Below are 21,834 nucleotides of genomic sequence, written 5' to 3' on the forward strand. Positions count from 1 at the left end.
ATGACAAGCATCCTCGAAGCAGCAACCGAGCTCCACCACGCAGGATGCTCCGTAGTACCCGTCATGGCAGACGGATCCAAACGCCCCGCCGGCCAATGGAAACGCTTCACCCAAGGCCACGCCACCACCACCGAACTCACCGAATGGTTCAACCCACAATCACCACTAGGCCTCGGAATCGTCACCGGCCCCATCAGCGGCAACCTCGAAATGACCGAAGTCGAAGCAGCAGCAGCCCCACGACTCCAAGAACTCGCCGATCTCGCCCACAACTCCGGCCTCGGCGACCTCTGGACCCAACTCTGCACCGGCTGGTTGGAGCAATCCCCCTCCGGCGGATACCACTGGTTCTACACCATCAAAGACGACACCGTCCCCGGCAACACCAAAATCGCCAAAGACCACACCAACCAAGTCCTCGCCGAAACCCGCGGCGCCGGCGGCTTCGTCATCACCGCACCATCAACAGGCGGCGTCCACCCCACAGGGCTCCCCTACGTCCGACTCTCCGGCGGCCCCCGCACTATTCCCTCCATCACCATGGACGAACGCGAAGCCTTCCACGGCATCCTCTCCACCCTCGGCGCCACACCTCCAGAACCACACGACACCCTAGACCCCAGCGTCTTCTCACCCCACCACCACACCAACAACCACAACGCCCACGGCGGACTCACCCCGGGCGACGACTACGAAAACAAAACCGACTGGGCCCAAATCCTCGAACCACACGGCTGGACTCTCGTCTTCGCACGAGGACGCACCCGCTACTGGTGCCGACCAGGAAAGAAAAACCAAATCTCAGCCACCACCGGCCACGCGGATGACCGCGACAGGCTCTACGTCTTCTCATCCAACGGCGCACCCTTCGAAACCGACACCCCTTACACCAAATTCGGTGCCCACTCCCTCCTCAAACACGGAGGTGACTACTCCAAAACTGCCTCCGAACTCAACAAAGCCGGTTACGGGCAAGAGCGCCGTGTCCAAGTCACCCCACCCCCAGCGCCAGCACTCGTGGTCGCAGCAGTGTCCGACACCCAAACCGCCACCGACTGGGCACCCGCACCAGCCACGGCGAGCGCCGCACCCATCACCAGCAACGCGCCCGCGCCCGTCGTGAAACTCGACGACCACCGCACCAACGGCGGCACCTCCCTCGCGCACTCAGACGACGGCAACGCCCTCAACCTCGTCAAAGACTTCGGACACCTCATCCGCTACGCACCAGAACGAGGACGCTGGATCGTCTGGGACGGCATCAAATGGGTCTGGCAAGAACGAGGCGGCAACCTCGTCCGCGAATACGCCAAACAAGTGGCCCGACGCATGCCCGAAGACGACAAAGGCACCCGCAGCCACAAAAAAAGCGCCCTCTCAGCCGTCGGCATCACCAACATGCTCACCCAAGCAAGCACCGACCCAGCCATCACCGTCCGCATCGACGACCTCGACGCCCGCCCCTGGGAACTCAACACCCCCGGTGGCATCATCAACCTCCGCACCGGCCAACTCGAACCCAACAACCCCGAACACCTCCACACCAAAGTCACCGCCTGCGCACCCAACCCCAACGCCGACACCACCATCTGGGACACATTCCTCGCCACCACCTTCCCCAACAACAACGAACTCACCGGCTACATGCAACGCCTCGCCGGATACTCAGTCGTCGGAGAAGTCCGCGAACACGTCCTCCCCTTCGCCCACGGCAACGGCGGCAACGGCAAAGGCGTCTTCATGGAAACCATCGCCAGCATCCTCGGCGACTACGCCACCAGCACCCCCAGCGGATTCCTCATGGCCGGCCCCTACCAAAACCACTCCACCGAAATCGCCCGACTCACAGGCATGCGCTGGGTCATCTGCTCCGAAGTCAACGAAGGCGACCGTTGGGACGAAGCCAAGGTCAAGCAGCTCACCGGCGGCGACAGGCTCACAGCCCGGTTCATGCGCCAAGACGACTTCACCTTCAAACCCACCCACCACCTCTGGATCATGGGCAACCACCAACCAGCCGTCGAATCCGGCGGCGACAGCTTCTGGCGCCGACTCCGACTCATCCCCTTCACCCACACCGTCGCAGAAGAAGCCCGGGTCGAAGATCTGCAAAGCATCCTCGCCAACGAACACGGCCCCGCAGTACTCGCCTGGATAGCCCGAGGCGCAGCACAATACGCCGCCGGCGGACTCAGCGAACCAGACCAGGTGAAAGCAGCCACCCGCGAATACGCGCAATCCGTGGACACCGTCGCCCGATTCCTCGATGAAGAATGCATCACCGGCGACGCAGCCACTCACATGTCCACCCCCACCACCGTCCTACTGCGCGCATACCAAGAATGGTGCAAAAACAACGGCGAGCACCCCATGGAAGGGCGCGCGTTCACCACCAAACTCACCCACCAAGGCATCCTCACCGGACGCAAAGCACCCCGCGCCGGAAACATGCGCATGTACGGCCGCGTCGGCATCATCGCCACCCAAGAACAATCCGACCCACACGAAGGCGACCGAGGCGGCTACTAACCACCCCGCCACAACCAAAGGAGATAACGATGAGCACCACCACTTTCAAGACAGCAACTGGTTCCAATCGGGAGCTAACGGTCAAGCGCTCTGATGGGGGTTCAGTCCAAATCCGTCATTACGACGCTGAACACGAATCGAGCAAGTCAAAGACGTTCTTCCTCAACCCCACGGACGCACCAGCGCTTGCCCTCGCAACCCTCGAAACGGCGGGAGTCACGGAGCATGACGAGCACGAAACGTTACTCACGAATACCCACTTCGCCAAGGCCATGTATCACCTACGCTGTGGCATCGAAGAGGAAGAGCGCGCCACCGCCGAAGCCAATGAGCAGGCCAAGTTAGAAGCCGAAGCGCTGGAACTCTACAACGCTTGCAAGTTCCCCGGCGAGATCACTCGCATCGCAAAGAACTGGGACGAAATCGAAACCGGCGAGGACGTCAGAACAATGTGGGCCAACGTTGCCCGTCGCGCACGAGAAATGAGCGGCAACGTCGCAACATCCACGGTAGACCCGCGTGAAATGAGCGCAGAGAAGTGACTTCCCTGAGCATCTACCCAATGCGGTCCAGCATGCGCTCCGGCAAAACCCGGTACGCAGTCCGCGACCCCAAATGCCCCGACGGCCCACACCCCACCCGCTGGTGCAAATGCCAAACCTTCACAAACCGCACCGAAGCCGAAACCTACATCCAAGAACAAGAGACCAAACCATGACCACCGACCAGCTCATCAACAAAGCCAAGCACGCGCTACGCACCGGAAGCAGAGAAGTGAGCGGGGGTCCTGCTCTCCCTGGGGCGAGTTATTCGGCCCAGTCGAATCGCGCCTCTGGGTTCGATGACAGCACCCTGGAAGCGGCAGCGAGCCACCAGCCACGCGGACGTTCGTTGTCACCTGTTGGAATCTTCACAAACTCACCCTGGGGCGCGTCTTGGAGGCGTTGGGTGGCGAGGTCATGTTCGGCCTTCAACGCTCGCATTTCTGATTCAACGCCCTCATTGATTGGACGCTCGCCTCGCTCCCAACGCTGGGCAGACCTCAGCTGGACGCCAATGTGTTCTGCTACATCTTGGGCTGACAATCCGATCAAGCGACGGATCACAGTGAATTCAGCGGCGGTCATGCTCATTGCGTTGCTCCTGCATAAAGAGTGGCGGGGCCGAAGCCCCGCCGGTGTATGGGTTCTACTTTACGAGAATTCGAGCCGTGCGGCCTTCCCCGAATGGGTAGGCGATGATGGTCTGCCCGGAATTCCCGATTACCTCGATGGCATCTTCGGTGCGAATGAAGGTGCTACGGCCGAAGCATTCGGTGCCCTTTACGTAGCCGAAGGATTCGAAGATAACGACTGCGCCACCGACTGGGATGATTTCTGCGATCTGCTCAGCGGTCCAGGTTGCTGCGTAGAATCCAGCAGCCTTGGCCTTTGGACCCAGGGTGCGGGTGGTTTTGATTCCAGCTGGGTTGTGCATTGCGTAGGTGGCGATCCGGCGTTCCATGGCTGCTGCGTTCATTGTCTTTGTCCTATTCGGGATCGGCGTTCGACCTGTTGTCGTTTGCCTTATATCCATAGTCTAGGTCATAAATTATGACCACGCAAGTTATGAACAAAACTATTTCGAAAGAAGCAATCATGAGCCACCCAACCAACTGCCGATGGAGCTCCGCGCGCAAACCAGGCTTCACCATCAGCCACCCAATCCTCGCCACCGCACCAGGATGCACCGACGAACGCCACCCCTTCAGATGGTGCAAATGCAAAATGTTCCGCACCCTCGCAGACGCAAACAAATACATCACCGAACAAGCAAAGGAACCGCAAATGTTGGGCGACCCGAGAGACACAGAACACGTCGAATGCGACTGCGTCCCAACCCTCGGACCGCCACACTGCCACCTCTGCTCGGATGAGACACGAGTAGCAATCTGGCCCTGTTCGGATCATCAAAAAGTTGTGTCACAACGATGACACCACCCCGGCGGACAAACCCCGACAACCGGCGACAATCACAGTCATTCAAGACAGGGCGCGATGCATCAAATGACACACCCCCGTTCGACAGACCCCGACCGTAGCCGAAACCAAGGAGGCGAAAGCATGAAAAATCTAGAAAGTGGCAGCGTCCTCAGCCTCAAAAACCGAGGTGTTCAAACCAGACACCGAGTACACGTTGGAGTCACTGGAGCGCTTACGCTGACCGCCCAGCTCAACCAGGGCACGACCGATACTCCGATCAGAGATTGTCGCATAGCGATACTTCGCCTCAGCGCCACGCTTCCACTCACGGTACCTCTCGAAAACTTGAGGAGATGGCAGACCTCCTTCCCAGCGTCCACCATCAGCAAACCAAGCCCTGACAAGCATGCGAGCGCTTACGGCGAGTGGAGAAGTGGAAATCTTACTGGTGTCCACGGGTGTGATGTTCTGTTCGGAATTGAACGAGGTTTTGCAGCTGGGGCAGGTGACTCTTTCCATAAACAAAGTTTATCACTGATGCATGATTGTGTATCAGTGACACGGTTCGACACGTTTCCAGTTATACGTCCTAGCGTGCGCGCGCGTTACACACGCGCACAAAGGCTGTCAATACGGAGCTGTGTCAAAGGTGTCGCAGATACATGAAAATGTATCAAGGCGAAAATCAACCCACACTCTTCGGACCCCCGGCGAAAGCCGTCAACAAAAAACCCGAACAATGGCTCATCGAAGCACTCAAAACCAAAACCGGCGGATTCCGAAACACCCGATGGCAACGCTGCCCAACCTGCAAACAAATCACCCTCACCGGAATCAACAGCGACAACTGCGCCTGGACAATCACCGTCGACCCCACACCACTCACCCCACACGACGAACTCCTCTGCACCCTCACCGGACGAGACACAGCCTCCGCCATCCCCAAAGGCACCAACTACGAACTACACCACCGAGCAAAAGACATGATCCAAGGCCACCCACCAGGCAAAGGCCTCTACGGACTCGTCTTCCCAAACCACCAATGCGGCGCCAGATTCCCCGGATTCCACAAACCACACAGCACCGCCAAATGGGACCCCACCAAAAAACCCGAATTCTAAGGACCACACCTTGAACCAAACCATCATCGGACTCGACCTCTCACTCACCAGTACCGGACTCGCCATCCACCAATCCGGAACCATCACAACCCACCGAATCCAAACCAAAGGCAAACGCGACGACACCTGGCAACAGCGCCACGACCGAATGAACCACATCGTCACCACCATCACCAGCCACGTACCCGAAAACACCCACGCCTTCATCGAAGCGCCGGCCTACTCCCGGTCCGACTCCGGAACATGGGACCGCGCAGGCCTCTGGTGGATGACCTACACCGCCCTCCAACAAAAAAACTGCGCCATCACCCCCATAGCACCCAACCTCCGCACAAAATACGCACTCGGCAAAGGAGGCGGCAAAGACACCGGAAAAGACAACGTCCTCGCCGCAGCCATCAAGCGATACACCGACATCGACATCACCGGCAACGACATCGCAGACGCAACCATCATCCTCGCCATGGGCCTACGACTCCTCGGCCAACCCATAGACCAAGACCTACCCCAAACACACCTCGCCGCCCTGGCAACAATCCAACTACCCGAAGGGCACGCCAAATGAGCCACTGCACCGGCACAGACTGCGAAAACGAAACCAGCACCTACCTCTGCACCCCATGCACCACCGAGCTACATGGCTTCATCAGCCTGATCCCCGACCTCGTCCCCATACTCAAACTCATCACCACACGAGAAGAGCAACCCTTCACCAACCGCACACCACCGACCAGCATCATCACCGGCGGACCCTCAACCCCGCTCAACCTCTCCGCCGACGCACTCGCTCAAACGCTCACCGAAGCACTCACGCTCACCGCCAACGAGTACGCGCAGCAAAGCGACGCAGGCAACCACAAGACCTACATCGAACACCAAGTCACCCAAGCCGACATCATGGTCAACGGTGAACCCGAAATCCAGCACACCCCCGCCTACCTCGCATACAGGATGAAACAAGTACTCCCTATGCCCTCCAAGCACCTCATCCCCTGGTTCGCCGAAACATTCAAAATCAGACTCACCGACACCAAAATTCGAAAATGGGCCGAACGGGGAATCATCATTCGAGCCAACGCGCCAGGACAACACCCCACCTACCATCCAGCAGAGATTCTCAAGGCTCACAGCCTCAAGAACAGGCCTGAAAGTGTTCAAAACTGATAGAATCGTGACAAGAGCGGTGTTTCGCGTACCCAAAACACGAACACCACACCAAAGAACCCGGTAATGACCCAAGTCAGCCGGGTTTTTTCATGCCCAAAAGTGGAGAGCAACCACTCAGAAGAACCACCAAGGCATGCACAACTGAACAAACTCGGCGCCAACCCCAAAGCCGCCGAGCACCCCAAAGATTTGCGTCAACACCGTCCCGCCATCACGGATAACTTGCGGTGAAGGTCGAACAGGCTGGACTCATGGCGGGTTTTCTACCGGCTGCCAATGCACGACCTGCGCAAAACCACTTACCGGCACGACCCTGCCGCACGACGGGAGGAGACAAATGTGGCCCGGAACAACTACACCGCGAAGCAGAAAGCCGAAGCGCTCGTCCTCTATCGAGAGCACGGACCTACAGCGGTGCAAAAGCAACTGGGCATACCGAAAAACACGGTAGCTTCCTGGGCGAAGGCCTCCGGCGTACGTACGGTACGAACCTCGCGTACGCGCGCGGCAACCGAGGCTCGTTCGGTAGACCTCAAGGCGCGCCGGCAAGAACTCACCGGGCTGCTCCTCGAGGACGCTCACCGGTTGCGCGCTCAGCTCTGGCTACCAGCGAAGGTCATCAACTTCGGCGGCAAAGACAACACCCTCGCCGAGACCACACTTGACGAGCCCTTGTTCGTGGACAAGAAAAACATCATGTCCAGCGTCAACATGGCCCTCGGCTCAGTCATCAAACTTGAGGCCGTCGACAACGACAACGGATCCGCCAACGCGAAGTCCATGCTGGAACGCCTCGCCGAACAACTCCAAGGGGTGACACTTGCCGACGACGGTTTCAGCGGAAGCAGTGAGCCCGAAGCAACTCCACTTCCTCGCGAAGAGTAGCTACCGAGTCAACATCCTCGAAGGGGCCATCCGCTCAGGGAAGACGATCATCGCGATCCTCCGCTGGTTCCTGTTCGTCGCAACAGCACCCCGCGGTGGCGAGCTCCTCATGATTGGCCGCACCCGCGACAGCGTGTGGCGCAACATGGTCGCACCCATGCAGAACCCAGACCTGTTCGGCCGGCAGGCAGCCCAGGTGATCGGTAACTATGGTGCGCCAACGGTGAAGATCCTCGGTCGGACCGTGCACATCATGGGCGCCAGTGATGCTAAAGCCGAGATGGTGTTGCGTGGCATGACCGTCGCCGGCGCACTCGTCGACGAAGTCACCACCCTGCCCGAGCAGTTCTTCACACAGCTCCTCGGCCGTATGAGCGTCAAGGGTGCCAAACTATTCGGTACAACAAACCCCGACAGCCCAGCACACTGGCTGAAGCGAAAATTCCTTGACCGCATCGGCAAAGGCCTCAACGGGTGGGCGCGCTGGAAATTCAACATCGACGACAACCCATCGCTCGAACCCGAGTACGTCGACTCGATCAAGAACGAATTCACCGGCCTCTGGTACCGGCGCTTCATCCTCGGCGAATGGGTAGCCGCCGAAGGTGCCGTCTACGACATGTGGGACCCAAAGAAACACATCGTCCCCTGGGAACGACTCCCACCAATGACCCGCATGCTCGGCGTAGGCATCGACTACGGCACCACCAACGCCACCTCCGCCATGATGCTCGGCCTCGGCATAGACCACAAGCTCTACTTCGTAGACGAATGGCGATACGACGCCAAACAATCCCAGCTACGCCTCACCGACTCCGACATCAGCGGCCGGCTCCGCACCTGGATGCAAGAAGATCACCTGCCAGGTGGCCAGCTCATTCAGCCAGAGTGGACCATCGTCGACCCGGCCGCCGCCAGCTTCAAGGTGCAGCTAGCCACCGACGGGATCACCAACGTCATGAACGGCGACAACAACGTCCTCTACGGAATCCGAACCACCGCATCACTGCTATCAGCTAACAAGCTCGCGGTGGCCGACAGATGCACGGGGTTCACCGAAGAAGCTCCCGGCTACTCGTGGGATCCGAAGTCCACTGAGAAGGGCGAGGACAAGCCCCTCAAGGTCGCCGACCACAGCTTGGACGCTGGCCGGTACGCGACCACCACCACCGAATCGAACTGGCGATCCCTTGTGGACCTTGCCGCCTAAGGAGAAGTCATGGACCCGATCGAAGTGAGCGGACGAGTAACGCTATCGAGCAGCCGACCGGACTACTTAGTGCCCACCGTCGGCAGGATAGTCCACTACCTGCCACCGACCAGGACAAAGCCACTCGCCGCAATCATCACCGACGTAGAAGAAGACGACTTCGTGAACCTCACAGTCTTCCTCGCCGACGGAACCACCAAGCCAGCCAAGAACGTCTGCTACACCGAGCAGCTCACCGAGTTCTGCTGGACCTGGCCAAAACGCACCTAGCCCGAAACCCCGAGGAGGACGCTCATGCCACTACCGGCAAACGGCACAGCATGGCCGCCCAAACAACTCGCGCCAATGCGAACCAAATGGGACGAATGGGCCGCCTGGTACTCCAACGACCTCGACCAGCTCACCAGCGTCTACACAGGCAAAACCCGACCAACCAACATCGGCATCGTCCGCACCGCAGTCCGCGCCGTCACCCGCTTCTTCTGGGGACAATCCAGCGCAGACCTCACCGCGACACCAGAGCGGAAGCTGCACGTCCCTGTCGCGTCAGACCTCTGCCAGGCTTCCTCCGACCTCCTCTTCGCCGAAGCACCCGTAATCGCCGTCGAGCACGAGGACGCTGTGGACGAGGACGGCAACGCAATCGCGCCACCGGCCAACGTGAAAACCACCATGGAACGCCTAGAGCTGATCACCGGCCCAGACTTCCACAAAGCACTAGCTGACGGCGCAGAAACCGCTGCTGCGCTCGGCGGCGTGTACCTCCGCGCCACCTGGGACACCAGCATCAGCCAGCACCCGTTCGTGACAACCGTGGACTACGACGCCGCATACCCGGAATTCCGGTGGGGTCGACTCGTCGCGGTGACCTTCTGGAACGTTGTCAAGACCGAAGGGCAGATAGTCTGGCGGCATCTCGAACGCCACGAGACGGACGCGCAAGGCATCGGAGTGATCTTCCACGGCCTCTACCAAGGCACCACGGACAACCTCGGCCACGTCGTCCCCCTTGCTGAGCACCCCTCAACCGCGGATCTACCTGTCGACGCTGATTCCAAGATCAGCACGCTCACCGAAGGGCTCGATGTCTTCCACTGGGAGAACATCGGCCCCAACCGGCTGTGGCGCAATGACCCGCTCGGCAAATCGTTCGGACGGTCCGACCTTGACGGCATCGAACCGCTCCTCGACGGACTAGACGAGGCGTACACCTCGCTCATGCGTGACATCCGATTGGGCAAGGCCATGCTGGTTGTTCCCCAGTCGATGCTCACCAATAACGGTCCAGGCGGCGGGGCATCGTTCGAACAGAACGAAATCTACGCCGGTGTCAACGCGGCACCGGGCTCCGTGGCTGATGCGAAGCTGGCCATCGAAAAGGTCCAATTCGACATCCGGGTCGCTGATCACGAACAAACGATCTCGTTGCTCTGGAATCAGATCATCCAGTCGGCCGGCTACTCCGCTCAGACCTTCGGCGAAGGTGGAGATGTCGCAGTCACCGCTACTGAAGTGTTCGCCAAGGAACGCCGCTCCGGGCTATCGCAAGGTAGGAAGGGACGCACGGTCCGCCCAACGCTCATAGCTCTCGTGCGGAAGATGCTGGCTATCGACAAGGCCGTGTTCGGCAGCGGTGTCGACGACACACTACCGATCACTCTTGAGCTGGCCGACGGCATCAAAGACGACCCCGAAGCACTGGCGCGCACCGCACAGATGCTTTGGACCGCGCAGACAGCATCCATCGACACTCGTGTTCGCCTGGTCAACCCGGGCAAGGACGAATCGTGGATCACGGCCGAGGTCGAACGCATCAAGCAGGAGAACGGTATTGGTAAAGTCGCCGACCCTGAAACGGTTGGGGTCGACGGCAACAACCTGTCTGGAATGTTCGGAGGCTAACCAATGCCATTCAGGCCTGACGATGCTACAGACCTCGCCGAAGCGATCCGAGACATGTACGTCCGCTCTGAGTCGCTGATCTTGCAGGAGCTGGCCCGGGCAGTAGCTAAATCTGCTAATGCCCCGGACTGGCTCACTGAACGGCTCATGTCGCAGCGTCGCATGATCAGCGCCTTGGACAAGATCCTCAACGATCTTGACAATGAGATTCCCGGCGCCGTCGAAGAAGTCACCAAGCTCGCGTTCAATCGTGGGCAAGGCTTCGCCGACGCTGACCTCAAAGGGGTCGGGATCAGCATGGATCTGAACGGTGCCGTCCGTGACACCAGCACTGATGTCGTTCTCGCGAGGGCGGCGGTGCAACCGTTGTCGGCTATGCGGTTGCAGGTGCGGCGCTGGACCATGGACGTTTACGCCAAGGTCGGCCTGCTCGCAGCTGAACAGGTCGCGTCCGGTGCGTTTACTCGCCGTGACGCTTCCCTACGGTTCCTGCAACAGCTCGCTGGGCAGGGCGTGGTCGGGTTCGTTGACCGTGCGAAGCGTTCCTGGGAGATGGGTGCCTACGCCGAAATGGTGGGTCGCACGACCGTCGCCCAGGCAGCGCTTGAAGGGCATGCAGAACGGCTGGAATCGTATGGCGTCGACACAGTAATCGTGTCTAACGCTCCTGAGGAATGCAAAATCTGTCGCCCCTTCGAAGGACAAGTGCTGTCCCTGCGAGGCAAGACCGAGGGCACCCTGTCAGACGGGCGAACGGTGATGATGACGCTGGCCGAGGCTAAGGGCCGCGGATTGTTTCACCCGAACTGCCGGCACTCGCATTCGATTTACCTCCCGGGCATCACTAAGGGGCCGGGTAGGGATACGGCGGATCCGCAAGGTGATGCTTTACGGCAACGGCAGCGCGCCTTTGAGCGTCGCATCCGTGAGTTGAAGCGGGAGAAGCTCATCGCGGAAGAGTTCGACCCCGCCGCGGGTAAGGCAGCAGGGTCGAAGCTCCGGGCCAAGCAGGCCGAGTTCAAGGTGTTCCGTGATGAGAATGACCGGAAGGTTCAAACTCACCGCACCAACATCAAGAACCGTTAGGCAGGTCCGCTAAGCGTCCATAGGAAACGATGGCCTTTAGGGCAATACGCCTTACCAACCGGTAACCAATCCTTCTCGCCCGATAGCGTACCCGCGTCACGATATGACCATCGCTCTTTGAGCGTTGTATCGCATGTAGGGCAGTTGAACTGCGAATCTCGAATCTCAGTGTTAGCCATTTTGCACTAGCCGCCCGGCTGGCTTCGCTGTACCGGCAAGGAGCGCGTAGGCCTCTGCGCAATCCCGGTAAGCCGCGGATGTTGTGTTAGTAGACGAAATCTTTTTCAGTAGAGCCAGCTTGGCGGCTGCAAGTTCGTCATTTAGTTCTTTTTGCGTTGCCACGATATTTCCTTCTGTCCATGCTGTCCACCCCATGTGGCCAGCCATCTCGAACCATATCGAATACCACCGACACTTAACTCGAAAGGCTGTTGTCATGCCAAATATTAAGCTCATCCACGGAATTGACCTCACTGCCCCGGGCGGTCTTGATGCCCTCTTCGCATACCGCCGCGCGCAGTTCGGTGATGCTCAGATGAACGCCAACGCAGGTGGCGACGGTGACCCAGCCGGAACTCCTGCCGGCACCCCAGCAGGCGAACCAGCAGGAACCCCCGCGCCCCCTGCAACACCAGCCACCCCTCCCCCAGGTCTCCCCGCGCCAAAGGGTGACGAGGCTAAGCCGTGGGACGGCAAGATCGAATCACTTGACCCAGCCGTGCAGAAGGTCATCAGCGATCTTCGCAAGGAATCCGGCGATGAACGCGTGGCAAAGAAAACTCTCGACGCCATCACCAAGGCCCTCAACCCAGACGCCACGGACGGCGAAAAGCCCACCGCTGAACAGCTGACCGCCCAACTCACCGAGCAGGCCACAGACGCCAAGCAGGCCCGAACCGAACTGGCCGTTTACAAGCTCGCAGGCAAAGCAGGCGCCGACGCTGACGCACTCCTAGACTCCCGCGCCTTCCTGGCGAAGCTCGCGGCACTCGATCACAACGACACGAAAGCCGTAACTAAGGCAATCACCGATGCGATCACCGAAAACCCCAAGCTCAAAGCAGTCCTGGCGGCTGGGAAGAGCGGCGCAGATTTCTCCGGCGGGTCCGGCGAACAGCGCACCAAGAAAAGCGTGAGCCTCGCCGAGGCTGCCGCTAACCATTACGGCACCAAGTAAGGACTGAACCCCCATGCCCGTAACACTTGCCCAGGCGTCTCAGAACGCTCAGACCGAGTTCGACACTTCCGTCATCGACGAATTCCGCACCAATGACCTCATGGAACTCGTCACCTTCGACGACGTTGTCAATCCCGCCGGTGGTGGCGCCACCCTGACCTATGGCTACCGCCGCCTGGTCACCCCGGGTGAAGCCGACTTCCGTGCGATCAACTCCGAGTACGTACCGAAGGAAGCAACCACCCAGCAGTTCACCACTGAACTGAAGGTCCTTGGCGGTTCCTTCCAGATCGACCGCGTGCTCGCGAAGATTGGCCCTGCAGCTTCTAACGAGGTTGCATTGCAGACCTCGCAGAAGATCAAGGCGGTTCAGGCCAAGTTCGGCGAGGCTGTAATCCTCGGCGACTCTGCCGTGGACGCAGACTCGTTCGATGGCCTGTCCAAGGCGCTGGCTGGGTCTTCCACCGAGGACTCGACCGCGCGCGACTGGTCCGGCCCGATGACTCAGGCTCTCGCTTTCAAGATCCTCACCGACGTAGATGATCTGCTGGCCAGCCTCGACGGTGCAGCGGGTGCTCTCGTTGGCAACAAGCGCACCATCCAGCTGATCAAGGCGGCAGCCCGGTACGCCAACCAGGCTACTCAGACTGTGGGTCCTCGTGACACCACGATTATCAGCTACTACGACGCACGTCTGGTTGACGCTGGCTTGAAGTCGGGTTCGGCAGCACCGGTCATCCCGATCACCGCTGGAATTACCGACCTGTACGCTATCCGATTCGGTCTGGACGGCTTCCACGGACTGTCCACCCTCGGCGGTCAGGTCATCAATTACTACGCCCCAGACTTCGACACTCCCGGTGCTGTGAAGACCGGCGAAGTAGAAATGGGCCCAGTCGGTGTGGCGTTGAAGAAGACCAAGGCCGCCGGCGTGTTCCGCGGCATCAGCCTAGGAGCCTAACCATGGGTGCTGATCCGCGTAACTACGTGGAGCCAACTCTGATCGGGTCGCCGTTGCGTGATGCAGCGGTGACCCCTTCAGCGTCGGACTTCCTCGCACCAACGAACGCTGGTGCCCCGGGTGAGCTTGGCAACCCGCACGGCCCCAACGTCATCTCTCCCGGCCTGCACGGCGACGAGAGCGTACGCACCATCGCCACCGGGCCTGTTGGTGCTGCACCAGATCCGCAAGAAGCAGACGAGCTGGCAAGCCTGATCGCTTCTCAGCCAACTGCTGACACACCTGTAGAGCCGGAGGTATAACCATGGCGAGCATCAAGGCCCCCGTGGCTGAATTCAATGGCATTGTCGGTGGCGTTCAGTTCGCTAACGGCACTGCCGAAACCGACAACCAGGCAGTGATCAACTACTGCAAGGGCGCCGGGTACACCGTCGAAGTTGAGCCTTCGGGCCCGTTCGATCCGTCGAAGCACAATGTCGGAGAAGTCCGCGCTTACGTGGAAGGGCTGGATGATTCCGACCCTGAAGCGCGAGACGCAGAGTTCACCCGTGTTGTGGAGGCGGAGAAGGCTGGGAAGAACCGTTCCAGCTTGATCGAGTCTTGGGAAGGCGTACCAGCCAAGACCGAAGAGCAGACACCAGCCGAATAACCCAAAGGAGGGGCATCATGCGAATCTATGCAACAGCTGCTGACGTTCAGGAATGGACGGGCCAAGCACCGCCGGATAACGTGGTGCCCCTTCTCCGCTCGGCTTCAGCACTTGTGGAGGAAGCGACCATGATGGCCGTGTATCCGGTCGACAACGACGGATTGCCACGGCGTACTGCTGACGGCGATGCGTTTCGGGATGCTACTTGCGCGCAGGTAGCTTACTGGGTGGCTAACAGTCTCGATCCGTCCGCTGGCGGTTTGGATGAACTGTCTGTGAAGGTCGCTTCATCCAAAAGCATCAAGGGCGCGTCGGTGTCTTACGATGCTGCCGACGCTGCCCGGAGCAAGCAGGCGCGCGTGGATGCTCTGACCACCTTGTCTCATGCAGCGTTCGCTATCCTCCGCAACGCTGGACTGATCAGCCCGGTGGTGACCAGGTGAGCGCCGCCGACGAGTTAGAAGACTTCTACGACAGCCTCGTTACCGTCCGAACGTTCCTCGGCTCCGGTGCCTGGGGCGACGAGTGGGCAACACACGAGAACGTCCGTTGCTTCCTGGACGAAACTCGCACGCTCGTTCGTGATGGGCAAGGTGCCGAGGTCATCTCGGAGACCACACTGACAGGGCCGCCCGAGTACTCCAGCATCTTCACTCCCGGATCCGAGGTCGTCTTGCCTTCCCGTACAGCGAACGTCATCAAAGCCGGGGTTGCCAACAAAGGATTCCTCGGCTTCCCCGCACACGTGGAAGTGAACCTCACCTGATGGCGCGGGGCAAGAAATGGCAAGTGGACATCAACCCACGAATCAAAGACATCATCGGTGGCGCCGCCGCGCGCGGCCTCGGCTTGGCGGCCGAACATGTGCTCGGCGAATCAAACAAGGATGTCCCTCACGAGGAAGCGACACTGGAACGCTCCGGCGCAACCAGCCTGGACGAACGCAACCTGCAAGCCGTGGTCAGTTACGACACCCCGTACGCCGTGGTCCAGCACGAGGACATGACGCTGAACCACGACAACGGGCGCACGGCCAAATACCTTGAGAACGCGATGAACGCTGAAACGGACGCGGTCCGCGAGATCATCGCGAAAGCAATCAAGAAGGAGCTGTGATGGGTTTCCAAATTGATCTGCTCACCGGCATCGCAGCGCACCTCCATGCTGGCAACGTGGGCATGTGGTCTCCCACGAATGTGTACGGGGTCGACGATGTGGCAATCACTATCGACCAGCTTCCAATCGGTTCCGAAGGCACACCGAAAGGTCCCGATAAAGCGATCGCCATGACCCTGTACCCCGTCACCGATTCCGGCAGCACAGACAGCGTCATCGGAATGCAGTTGCGCATCCGCGGGGCACGCAACAATCGCGCCACCGTCAAAGACATTGCCGACAGAGCCTTCGACGCACTCCACGACCTCCAAGCCGTCGACCTTGGAGGCATCCCGCTGGTCCGGGCATGGCGACAATCCGGGGCAAACCTGCCACCGGATGACAACAACCGTCAGCACGCATCCGAAAACTACTACCTGCAAGTAACACGCACCGGCACCAACCGCCGGGACTAACCAAAAGGAGAACCAACATGACGATCACCCCTGGCGTCCTCGGCGACTGGCTGCTCGAAGTAGCCGAATACACCGACGGCCTAACCCCAACCACATGGACCCCCGTCAACGGGATCATGGAACTCACCCCGCCACAGCCCGAGAAAAACTACGAGGACGACGGCGAATTCGACGGAACTCACTGGGGTTCGCAGGTCGCAACCGGCATCAGCTGGACCGCCGAAGCCACCGTGAAAACCCCGCGAGCAACACTCCCAGCTGACCCGGGGCAAGCGATCCTCAAAGCCGCTTCCCGCGAAGTCCTCGAAGGCGGTTTCGTTCACGTCCGATTCTCCCAGCGCGGATCGACCCCGAAGACCGGCGACGAAGGCATTGCAGACGTGCAGCTCGTGGACGCTGGCGGCCCGAAGACCGACCTCACCACCGCTGAACTGACCCTCACCGGCCGCGGCGCACTGATCCCAATCACCGCGTAACCCACCAAAAACCCTCGTGTGTGCCGTCCTGTCGAGGTGGCGGCGCACACGAGCATAACCTCGACCAACCCGACGTAGGAGAACACCATGGCCACCAAGCCAACACTCACCGAACTGGGCGACTTCCTCGACCCGATCCTGCAAGTCCCATACCGGGGAAAGAAATACCAGATCCAACCAGTAAGTGCACGAACTGGGCTACGCTTCCAAAAGCTACTCGCCGTCGGGGTGAAGGCCGCAGAGTCCGGAAAACTTGACCCCGCAAGCATTGAGCTCGTATCCGACGAGGAAGAACTCGACTTCTACCAGGAAATCCTTGGCGACACATATCAGGAACTCTTGGACGACGGAGCCACCGCCACCGCGCTGAAAGCCATCGGATCCACCGCGTTCATCTGGACCACTCAAGGCTTTGAAATGGCAAAGGGATTCTTCGATGCTGGGGGAAAATCCCCGGCTCCCAACAGGGAGCAGCGCCGAACGGCGACCCGGACCCGTACGGCCGCGGCCAATACGACGAAGCCACAGGTCTCAGCGAATGGTACGACTACCCCCAAGGCAAAGCCCCGGGCAAAGGCCACAAATGGTCAGACATCCTCAAACACTGGAACCGCATCGAAGCAGACTTCCAAGACCAAGGAATAGACCTCGGCTCAGGAATCCTCAATGAGCGCTCCTGGCACTGGCTCACAGTCCGCATCCAAGGCTTGATAACGCGCCCGCACGGCTACACACCGGACGGGCGCGTAGTGCATTCCACGCGCCTCGGCATGGCTCTGAACCCGATAGCTGCACCCCGCAAGAAATAACTTCATAGGAGGCTATCTGTGGCATTGAATCTTGGTGAGCTATTCGGCACCATCGGCTTGGATTCCTCCAACTTCGACAAGGGTCTCGCCAACGCCCAGGGCAACCTCAAGGGCTTCGGGGTTGCCGGTGCAGCAATCGCCCTTGCCGCCGCAGCGACTATCGGTGCTGCACTCGGCAAGGGCATTGCCGACAACATGGACATCGAAGTTGCTAACAAGAAGTTCAAAGCCTCACTAGGCTTGAACGAACAACAAGCCGGGGTCTTCGGCAAAGCTACCGGCGCGCTCTACGCGAAGAACTTCGGCGAGTCCATGGACGACGTACGCACCGGCGTATCCGCTGTCATGTCCTCCATCAAGGGCATGAAGGACGCGTCTCAAGCCGACGTTGAAGACATGACCGCGCGCATGATGACTCTTGCATCGACCATGGATGTAGACGTTGCCCGTGCCGCGCAGGTTGCTGGGCAGATGATCACCACTGGCATGGCCAAGGATGGTACTCAGGCGGCAGACCTGCTCACCAAGGCCATGCAGTCGGTACCTGAGAATGTCCGCGAAGATATTCTCGATGCTACCGACGAGTACGGACCGTTCTTCTCGAACCTTGGCATCAGCGGTGAGAAAGCCATGGGGATGCTCGTCAAGTCCTCCGAGCAGGGCATGTACGGCATCGACAAGACCGGTGACGCGCTCAAGGAATTCGGCATCCGTGCTACGGACATGTCCAAAGCTTCCGGCGGAGCATACGAAGCTATCGGCCTGTCTCAAAAGGATATGACCAACGATCTACTTGCTGGTGGAGATCAGGCTGGCGAAGCTTTCCAGAAGATCATCAAGGGTGTCCAGGGAATCAAGGATCCAGCAGATCAGTCGGCCGCAGCCATTGCTCTGTTCGGAACACCGCTCGAAGATCTGAGTGTTACCGAGATTCCTAAGTTCCTCGGCACCTTGGCTGATGCCGGCGGAGGGCTGGAAGGTGTCGCAGGTTCTTCGGACAAGGCAATGAAGGACTTGTCCGGCAGCGCAAAAGCCGGGTTCAGTTCCTTCAAGCGACAGGCTGAAACCGCGCTGATCGACGTGGTCAACGTCGGCATCATGCCTGCCGTCTCCAACATGGCGAACTACCTCACGAACACAGTGGGGCCTGCAATCACCGATATTGGCGCGTGGATCACTGACACAGCTCTGCCGGCCCTGAGTGACTTCGGCGATTGGTTCGTTGAGAATCAAGAAACCATTGGCACGTGGGCAGGCGTGATCACACTCCTGCTACTCCCAGTGTTCGTGCGCCTTGCTATCCAGGCAGGCCTTACGGCCACCGCTCACGTCGTAGCTTTCGCCACGATGTCGGGCGCTGCAATCAAGCACGCCGCTGTTTGGGTTGCCCAGTCATACGTCATGGTCGGCCGTTTCATCGCGGTGTCCGCTCAAATGGTCGCAATGGCCGTGAAGTACGTTGCACAGTGGGTTGTCATGTCCGTGGGGGCAGCTGTCAACGGGGTGAAGATCGCCGCAGTGTGGACTGCACAGATGATCGCTGCAGCTGCTCGCGGTGTAGCGTCCATGGTCGTCACGGCCGCGCGCTACGTCGCCCAATGGGTGATTATGGCAGTGCAGTCCGGCGTTCAAGCATTACGTATGGCCGCTGCATGGGTTGTCGGTGTGGGTATCCCCGCAGTAGCGGGAGCCATCACCATGGGCATCCAAGCAGCGCTCGTCGTCGGGGCATGGATACTCATGGGCGCTCAAGCGATGGCGCAAGCCGTCCGTATGGCCGCCGCATGGTTCATTGCCCTCGGGCCTATCGGCTGGATCATCGGCGCCATCATCGGTTTGGTTGCGCTGGTCATTCTCAACTGGGAAAAGGTCAGCACCTTCACCTCGCAGGCCTGGGCGAACATCGTCAGCTTCATCACTGGCGCGTGGGAGAACATCAAGACCGGCGTATCCGATGGAATCAACGCGGTCATCGAGTGGTTCACGGGCCTTCCAGATCGTATCCTCGGTGCGCTTGGCAACCTCGGAAACCTGCTGCTCGATGCTGGCAAGCAGATCCTAGATGGCTTCTTGAATGGCTTGACCGAGGGATTCAACGCGGTCAAGGACTTTGTCGGAGGCATCGGCTCATGGATCGCAGACCACAAGGGACCGAAGAGGTACGACCTCGGCCTGCTGGTTCCGGCTGGCGGGTGGATTATGGACGGCCTGAACACTGGCCTGAAGGATTCCATGCCGGCCCTCGGCTCGCAACTGTCTGATGTGTCCTGGATGATCCAGAACGGCATCGACCCAGAGCTGCAGGGAGGTGGCAACTATGCCTTCAGCGGGTCCACGGCTCGTGACGCTGGATCATCCTCCAATGCAACATCGGGTGGAATCCACATCGGTAACTTGACGATCGAGGGGCAAGAAGATCCAGAAGCAACATGGCAGATCTTCAAATCCCGCGCCAACGAATCCTTACGCGCACAGGGCGCCGATGTTCTGCTCTAAGGAGGGCGCATGAGTAAATCAGTCACCCTTGGCGGGCAGACACTCCACGGGCTGGATCGCTTCGGGTCGTGGCGCGTCCTTGGGATGGAGGGGTGGGGCTCGTCTCCGGCAGAGAAAACCACGTCGGAGCCGCGCCCGCTGGCGGACGGGGACTACGACGCAGAAGTGTTCTATGGTCCCCGCCTCGTCACCCTGAATGGCAGACTGGCGGCAAAGTCCGCGGAGTATGCATTCGACGCGAGAGAGAAACTTTCTGCGCTACTCCGCACGCCGGCACGGATGCAGGTAGAACAATTCGGGATGACTCGCTGGGCGGAAGCGCGACGTGGGCGGATCGTCCCCGGGGAACTCAAGGGTCGGCACCTCCCATTCCAAATGGAACTCAGATTCATTGACCCTTTCAAGTACGGGAAGGTGCATGCGGTAGGCGGTTCGGACACGTCTCCGGCTTCTTTGTTCCAGCGGGGCACGGTTCCTGCGTGGCCTGTGGTCACGGTGACGGGTTCCGCGGCCGGTTACACACTAACGCTGAATGGGCGTTCGGTGACAGTGACCCGGTACATCAATGCGAACAACCATACTCATGAGATTGACTTCCGTACCGGCATTCTCCGGATCAATGGTGCGGTGGTTGCTGGTGGTTTCGGCGCGGTGAATTTCGCGCAGATCAATCCGGGCTTGGCGCAGAACATGAGCGTCACACCGGTTAGCGGGTCAGCGGCGATCAGCGTCGCCTACCACGACACGTATATCTAAAGGAGGCATCCGTGAGCTACAAGGTCTACACAGTCTCCACAACCACTTGGCAAGACAAAACAGTCGTAGACCCTAAGTCGTGCAGCTGGACGCGCGCCATGAATGAAGGCGGCAGCGGGTCAGCCTCATTCAACCTTGCAGATACGAAAGTCGCATCGACAATCACCAAGCTCGCCCCAGCTGAACGGTGCCTCGTCGTAGAGTCTGACGACGTAGTGATCTACGCGGGAATCATTTGGGAATCAACTTACAACCGAGACACAAAGACACTCACGCTCAACTACGACGACATATGGTCCCTAATCGAACTACGTCTGATCGCGCCTATCCGCACCGAGGTCATGCCCTCGTGGAAGACCACATACTCCGGCATGGAGTACGACACCATCGTCAAGCGTCTTGTCCAGCTCGGGACAACCGGAGCCGGACGGACCATCCCGATGGTGTATGAGGACGACTACGCTGGCGGACGCTCACGCACCTACTACGGATATAACGCAGACACCGTAGTCGGTGCGATCAAAGAGATCATGGATCTTGCTGACGGACCAGACGTTGACTTCCGGCCACGCTGGAACGCTGCACGCGACGGTCTAGAGTTCACCCTCCGAACCGGGTTCATGAATCCCGACAACAATCAGATCGAAGTGAACTTCTCGGCCGCCAAATCGTACGGGCGTAACCTCACCGTGAAAACGACGGCACGCGAGCTTGCAACGCAAGTCGTTGGTGTCGGCGAAGGTTCAGGAGTGGACATGATCATCCGATCAGCCGGCGGGTCAGGCGCATTCGCGATAGAGCGCGCCGAACAAGCCAAAAACTTGAAGGACGGCACACAGTTATCTGCGTTCGCCCAGGGTGAGGTCGCAGCACGGGCAGGACTGCTGGCACAGTACGGATTCGATATTTCCCAACGCGGCCCAGTCATTAAGACGCTCTGGGATCTGCAACCAGGCACAAGTGTCCGATGGTACGTGAGCGATGACCCCTACATCAGTTCCGGGTGGAAGGACAACATGATCCTGAAATTCTCCGGCGAGATCACATCCGATTGGATTCACTTTGAGGTCATCTAAGG

Annotated in this window: 26 protein-coding genes; 23 read left to right on the forward strand and 3 right to left on the reverse strand. The window is 59.5% G+C overall.

Annotated features, from left to right (window positions below; all coding sequences use genetic code 11):
- Both LG294_RS10095 and LG294_RS10100 read left to right on the forward strand, forming a co-directional pair.
- On the forward strand, positions 1-2,529 hold the full coding sequence (locus LG294_RS10095) for a phage/plasmid primase, P4 family (RefSeq protein WP_404285411.1): 2,529 nt from the start codon (positions 1-3) through the stop codon (positions 2,527-2,529).
- A gap of 29 nt (positions 2,530-2,558) precedes the next feature.
- The gene (locus LG294_RS10100) at positions 2,559-3,071 is read left to right on the forward strand and encodes a hypothetical protein (protein WP_404285412.1); all 513 of its coding nucleotides are present in this window, start codon (positions 2,559-2,561) and stop codon (positions 3,069-3,071) included.
- A 264-nt stretch (positions 3,072-3,335) separates the two neighbouring features.
- On the opposite strand, the gene LG294_RS10105 is transcribed toward LG294_RS10100, so the two are convergent.
- The 3 genes from LG294_RS10105 to LG294_RS10115 all read right to left on the reverse strand — a co-directional run bounded on the left by LG294_RS10105 (position 3,336) and on the right by LG294_RS10115 (position 4,946).
- Positions 3,336-3,662 (reverse strand): helix-turn-helix domain-containing protein, encoded by a 327-nt coding sequence (locus LG294_RS10105; RefSeq protein ID WP_404285413.1) that lies wholly within the window; start codon positions 3,660-3,662, stop codon positions 3,336-3,338.
- Between the two features lie 55 nt (positions 3,663-3,717).
- A complete protein-coding gene (locus tag LG294_RS10110) occupies positions 3,718-4,047 on the reverse strand; it encodes a hypothetical protein (protein ID WP_404285414.1) in 330 nt (109 codons plus the stop codon).
- A gap of 593 nt (positions 4,048-4,640) precedes the next feature.
- On the reverse strand, positions 4,641-4,946 hold the full coding sequence (locus tag LG294_RS10115) for a hypothetical protein (RefSeq protein WP_404285415.1): 306 nt from the start codon (positions 4,944-4,946) through the stop codon (positions 4,641-4,643).
- A 206-nt stretch (positions 4,947-5,152) separates the two neighbouring features.
- Between LG294_RS10115 and LG294_RS10120 the strand changes: the two genes are divergently transcribed.
- The 21 genes from LG294_RS10120 (at position 5,153) to LG294_RS10220 (ending at position 21,832) form a co-directional block, all read left to right on the forward strand.
- Positions 5,153-5,611 (forward strand): hypothetical protein, encoded by a 459-nt coding sequence (locus LG294_RS10120; RefSeq protein ID WP_404285416.1) that lies wholly within the window; start codon positions 5,153-5,155, stop codon positions 5,609-5,611.
- 10 nt (positions 5,612-5,621) lie between these two features.
- A complete protein-coding gene (locus LG294_RS10125) occupies positions 5,622-6,176 on the forward strand; it encodes a hypothetical protein (RefSeq protein ID WP_404285417.1) in 555 nt (184 codons plus the stop codon).
- A complete protein-coding gene (locus LG294_RS10130) occupies positions 6,173-6,775 on the forward strand; it encodes a hypothetical protein (protein ID WP_404285418.1) in 603 nt (200 codons plus the stop codon). Before LG294_RS10125 ends, LG294_RS10130 begins: the two co-directional genes overlap by 4 nt.
- A 342-nt stretch (positions 6,776-7,117) precedes the next feature.
- Complete coding sequence (locus LG294_RS10135) at positions 7,118-7,663, forward strand: hypothetical protein (RefSeq protein WP_404285419.1); 546 nt, start codon at positions 7,118-7,120, stop codon at positions 7,661-7,663.
- On the forward strand, positions 7,626-8,873 hold the full coding sequence (locus LG294_RS10140) for a PBSX family phage terminase large subunit (protein ID WP_404285420.1): 1,248 nt from the start codon (positions 7,626-7,628) through the stop codon (positions 8,871-8,873). Before LG294_RS10135 ends, LG294_RS10140 begins: the two co-directional genes overlap by 38 nt.
- Positions 8,874-8,882: 9 nt before the next feature.
- Positions 8,883-9,143 (forward strand): hypothetical protein, encoded by a 261-nt coding sequence (locus LG294_RS10145; protein WP_404285421.1) that lies wholly within the window; start codon positions 8,883-8,885, stop codon positions 9,141-9,143.
- A gap of 24 nt (positions 9,144-9,167) precedes the next feature.
- The gene (locus tag LG294_RS10150) at positions 9,168-10,775 is read left to right on the forward strand and encodes a hypothetical protein (RefSeq protein WP_404285422.1); all 1,608 of its coding nucleotides are present in this window, start codon (positions 9,168-9,170) and stop codon (positions 10,773-10,775) included.
- Between the two features lie 3 nt (positions 10,776-10,778).
- Positions 10,779-11,861, forward strand: coding sequence for a phage minor capsid protein (locus LG294_RS10155; RefSeq protein WP_404285423.1), 1,083 nt, complete (start codon positions 10,779-10,781; stop codon positions 11,859-11,861).
- Positions 11,862-12,297: 436 nt separating this feature from the next.
- Positions 12,298-13,038, forward strand: a complete 741-nt coding sequence (locus LG294_RS10160) for a hypothetical protein (protein ID WP_404285424.1) — start codon at positions 12,298-12,300, stop codon at positions 13,036-13,038.
- Between the two features lie 13 nt (positions 13,039-13,051).
- Positions 13,052-13,999, forward strand: a complete 948-nt coding sequence (locus LG294_RS10165; RefSeq protein WP_404285425.1) for a major capsid protein — start codon at positions 13,052-13,054, stop codon at positions 13,997-13,999.
- 2 nt (positions 14,000-14,001) lie between these two features.
- Positions 14,002-14,301 carry a hypothetical protein gene (locus LG294_RS10170; RefSeq protein WP_404285426.1) on the forward strand — a complete coding sequence of 100 codons (300 nt, stop codon included), beginning with the start codon at positions 14,002-14,004 and terminating at the stop codon, positions 14,299-14,301.
- A 2-nt stretch (positions 14,302-14,303) separates the two neighbouring features.
- Positions 14,304-14,648: a hypothetical protein gene (locus LG294_RS10175; RefSeq protein ID WP_404285427.1), complete on the forward strand. Its 345-nt coding sequence runs from the start codon at positions 14,304-14,306 to the stop codon at positions 14,646-14,648.
- A gap of 17 nt (positions 14,649-14,665) precedes the next feature.
- Positions 14,666-15,091 carry a hypothetical protein gene (locus tag LG294_RS10180; RefSeq protein WP_404285428.1) on the forward strand — a complete coding sequence of 142 codons (426 nt, stop codon included), beginning with the start codon at positions 14,666-14,668 and terminating at the stop codon, positions 15,089-15,091.
- Positions 15,088-15,414, forward strand: a complete 327-nt coding sequence (locus LG294_RS10185; protein ID WP_404285429.1) for a hypothetical protein — start codon at positions 15,088-15,090, stop codon at positions 15,412-15,414. Before LG294_RS10180 ends, LG294_RS10185 begins: the two co-directional genes overlap by 4 nt.
- A 23-nt stretch (positions 15,415-15,437) precedes the next feature.
- Entirely contained in the window at positions 15,438-15,764 is a 327-nt protein-coding gene (locus tag LG294_RS10190) for a hypothetical protein (RefSeq protein ID WP_404285430.1), read from the forward strand.
- Positions 15,764-16,219, forward strand: coding sequence for a minor capsid protein (locus tag LG294_RS10195; RefSeq protein WP_404285431.1), 456 nt, complete (start codon positions 15,764-15,766; stop codon positions 16,217-16,219). Before LG294_RS10190 ends, LG294_RS10195 begins: the two co-directional genes overlap by 1 nt.
- Before the next feature lie 17 nt (positions 16,220-16,236).
- Positions 16,237-16,695 carry a phage tail tube protein gene (locus tag LG294_RS10200; RefSeq protein ID WP_404285432.1) on the forward strand — a complete coding sequence of 153 codons (459 nt, stop codon included), beginning with the start codon at positions 16,237-16,239 and terminating at the stop codon, positions 16,693-16,695.
- A gap of 87 nt (positions 16,696-16,782) precedes the next feature.
- Positions 16,783-17,340: a hypothetical protein gene (locus LG294_RS10205; RefSeq protein ID WP_404285433.1), complete on the forward strand. Its 558-nt coding sequence runs from the start codon at positions 16,783-16,785 to the stop codon at positions 17,338-17,340.
- Positions 17,341-17,522: 182 nt separating this feature from the next.
- Positions 17,523-20,000, forward strand: coding sequence for a phage tail tape measure protein (locus LG294_RS10210; protein WP_404285434.1), 2,478 nt, complete (start codon positions 17,523-17,525; stop codon positions 19,998-20,000).
- 9 nt (positions 20,001-20,009) lie between these two features.
- Complete coding sequence (locus tag LG294_RS10215) at positions 20,010-20,756, forward strand: hypothetical protein (RefSeq protein ID WP_404285435.1); 747 nt, start codon at positions 20,010-20,012, stop codon at positions 20,754-20,756.
- 11 nt (positions 20,757-20,767) lie between these two features.
- Positions 20,768-21,832 carry a hypothetical protein gene (locus LG294_RS10220; RefSeq protein ID WP_404285436.1) on the forward strand — a complete coding sequence of 355 codons (1,065 nt, stop codon included), beginning with the start codon at positions 20,768-20,770 and terminating at the stop codon, positions 21,830-21,832.
- Positions 21,833-21,834 lie beyond the last annotated feature (2 nt).

This window comes from Glutamicibacter arilaitensis (assembly GCF_044793945.1).
In the GTDB taxonomy this organism is placed as follows: Bacteria; Actinomycetota; Actinomycetes; order Actinomycetales; family Micrococcaceae; genus Glutamicibacter; species Glutamicibacter arilaitensis_B.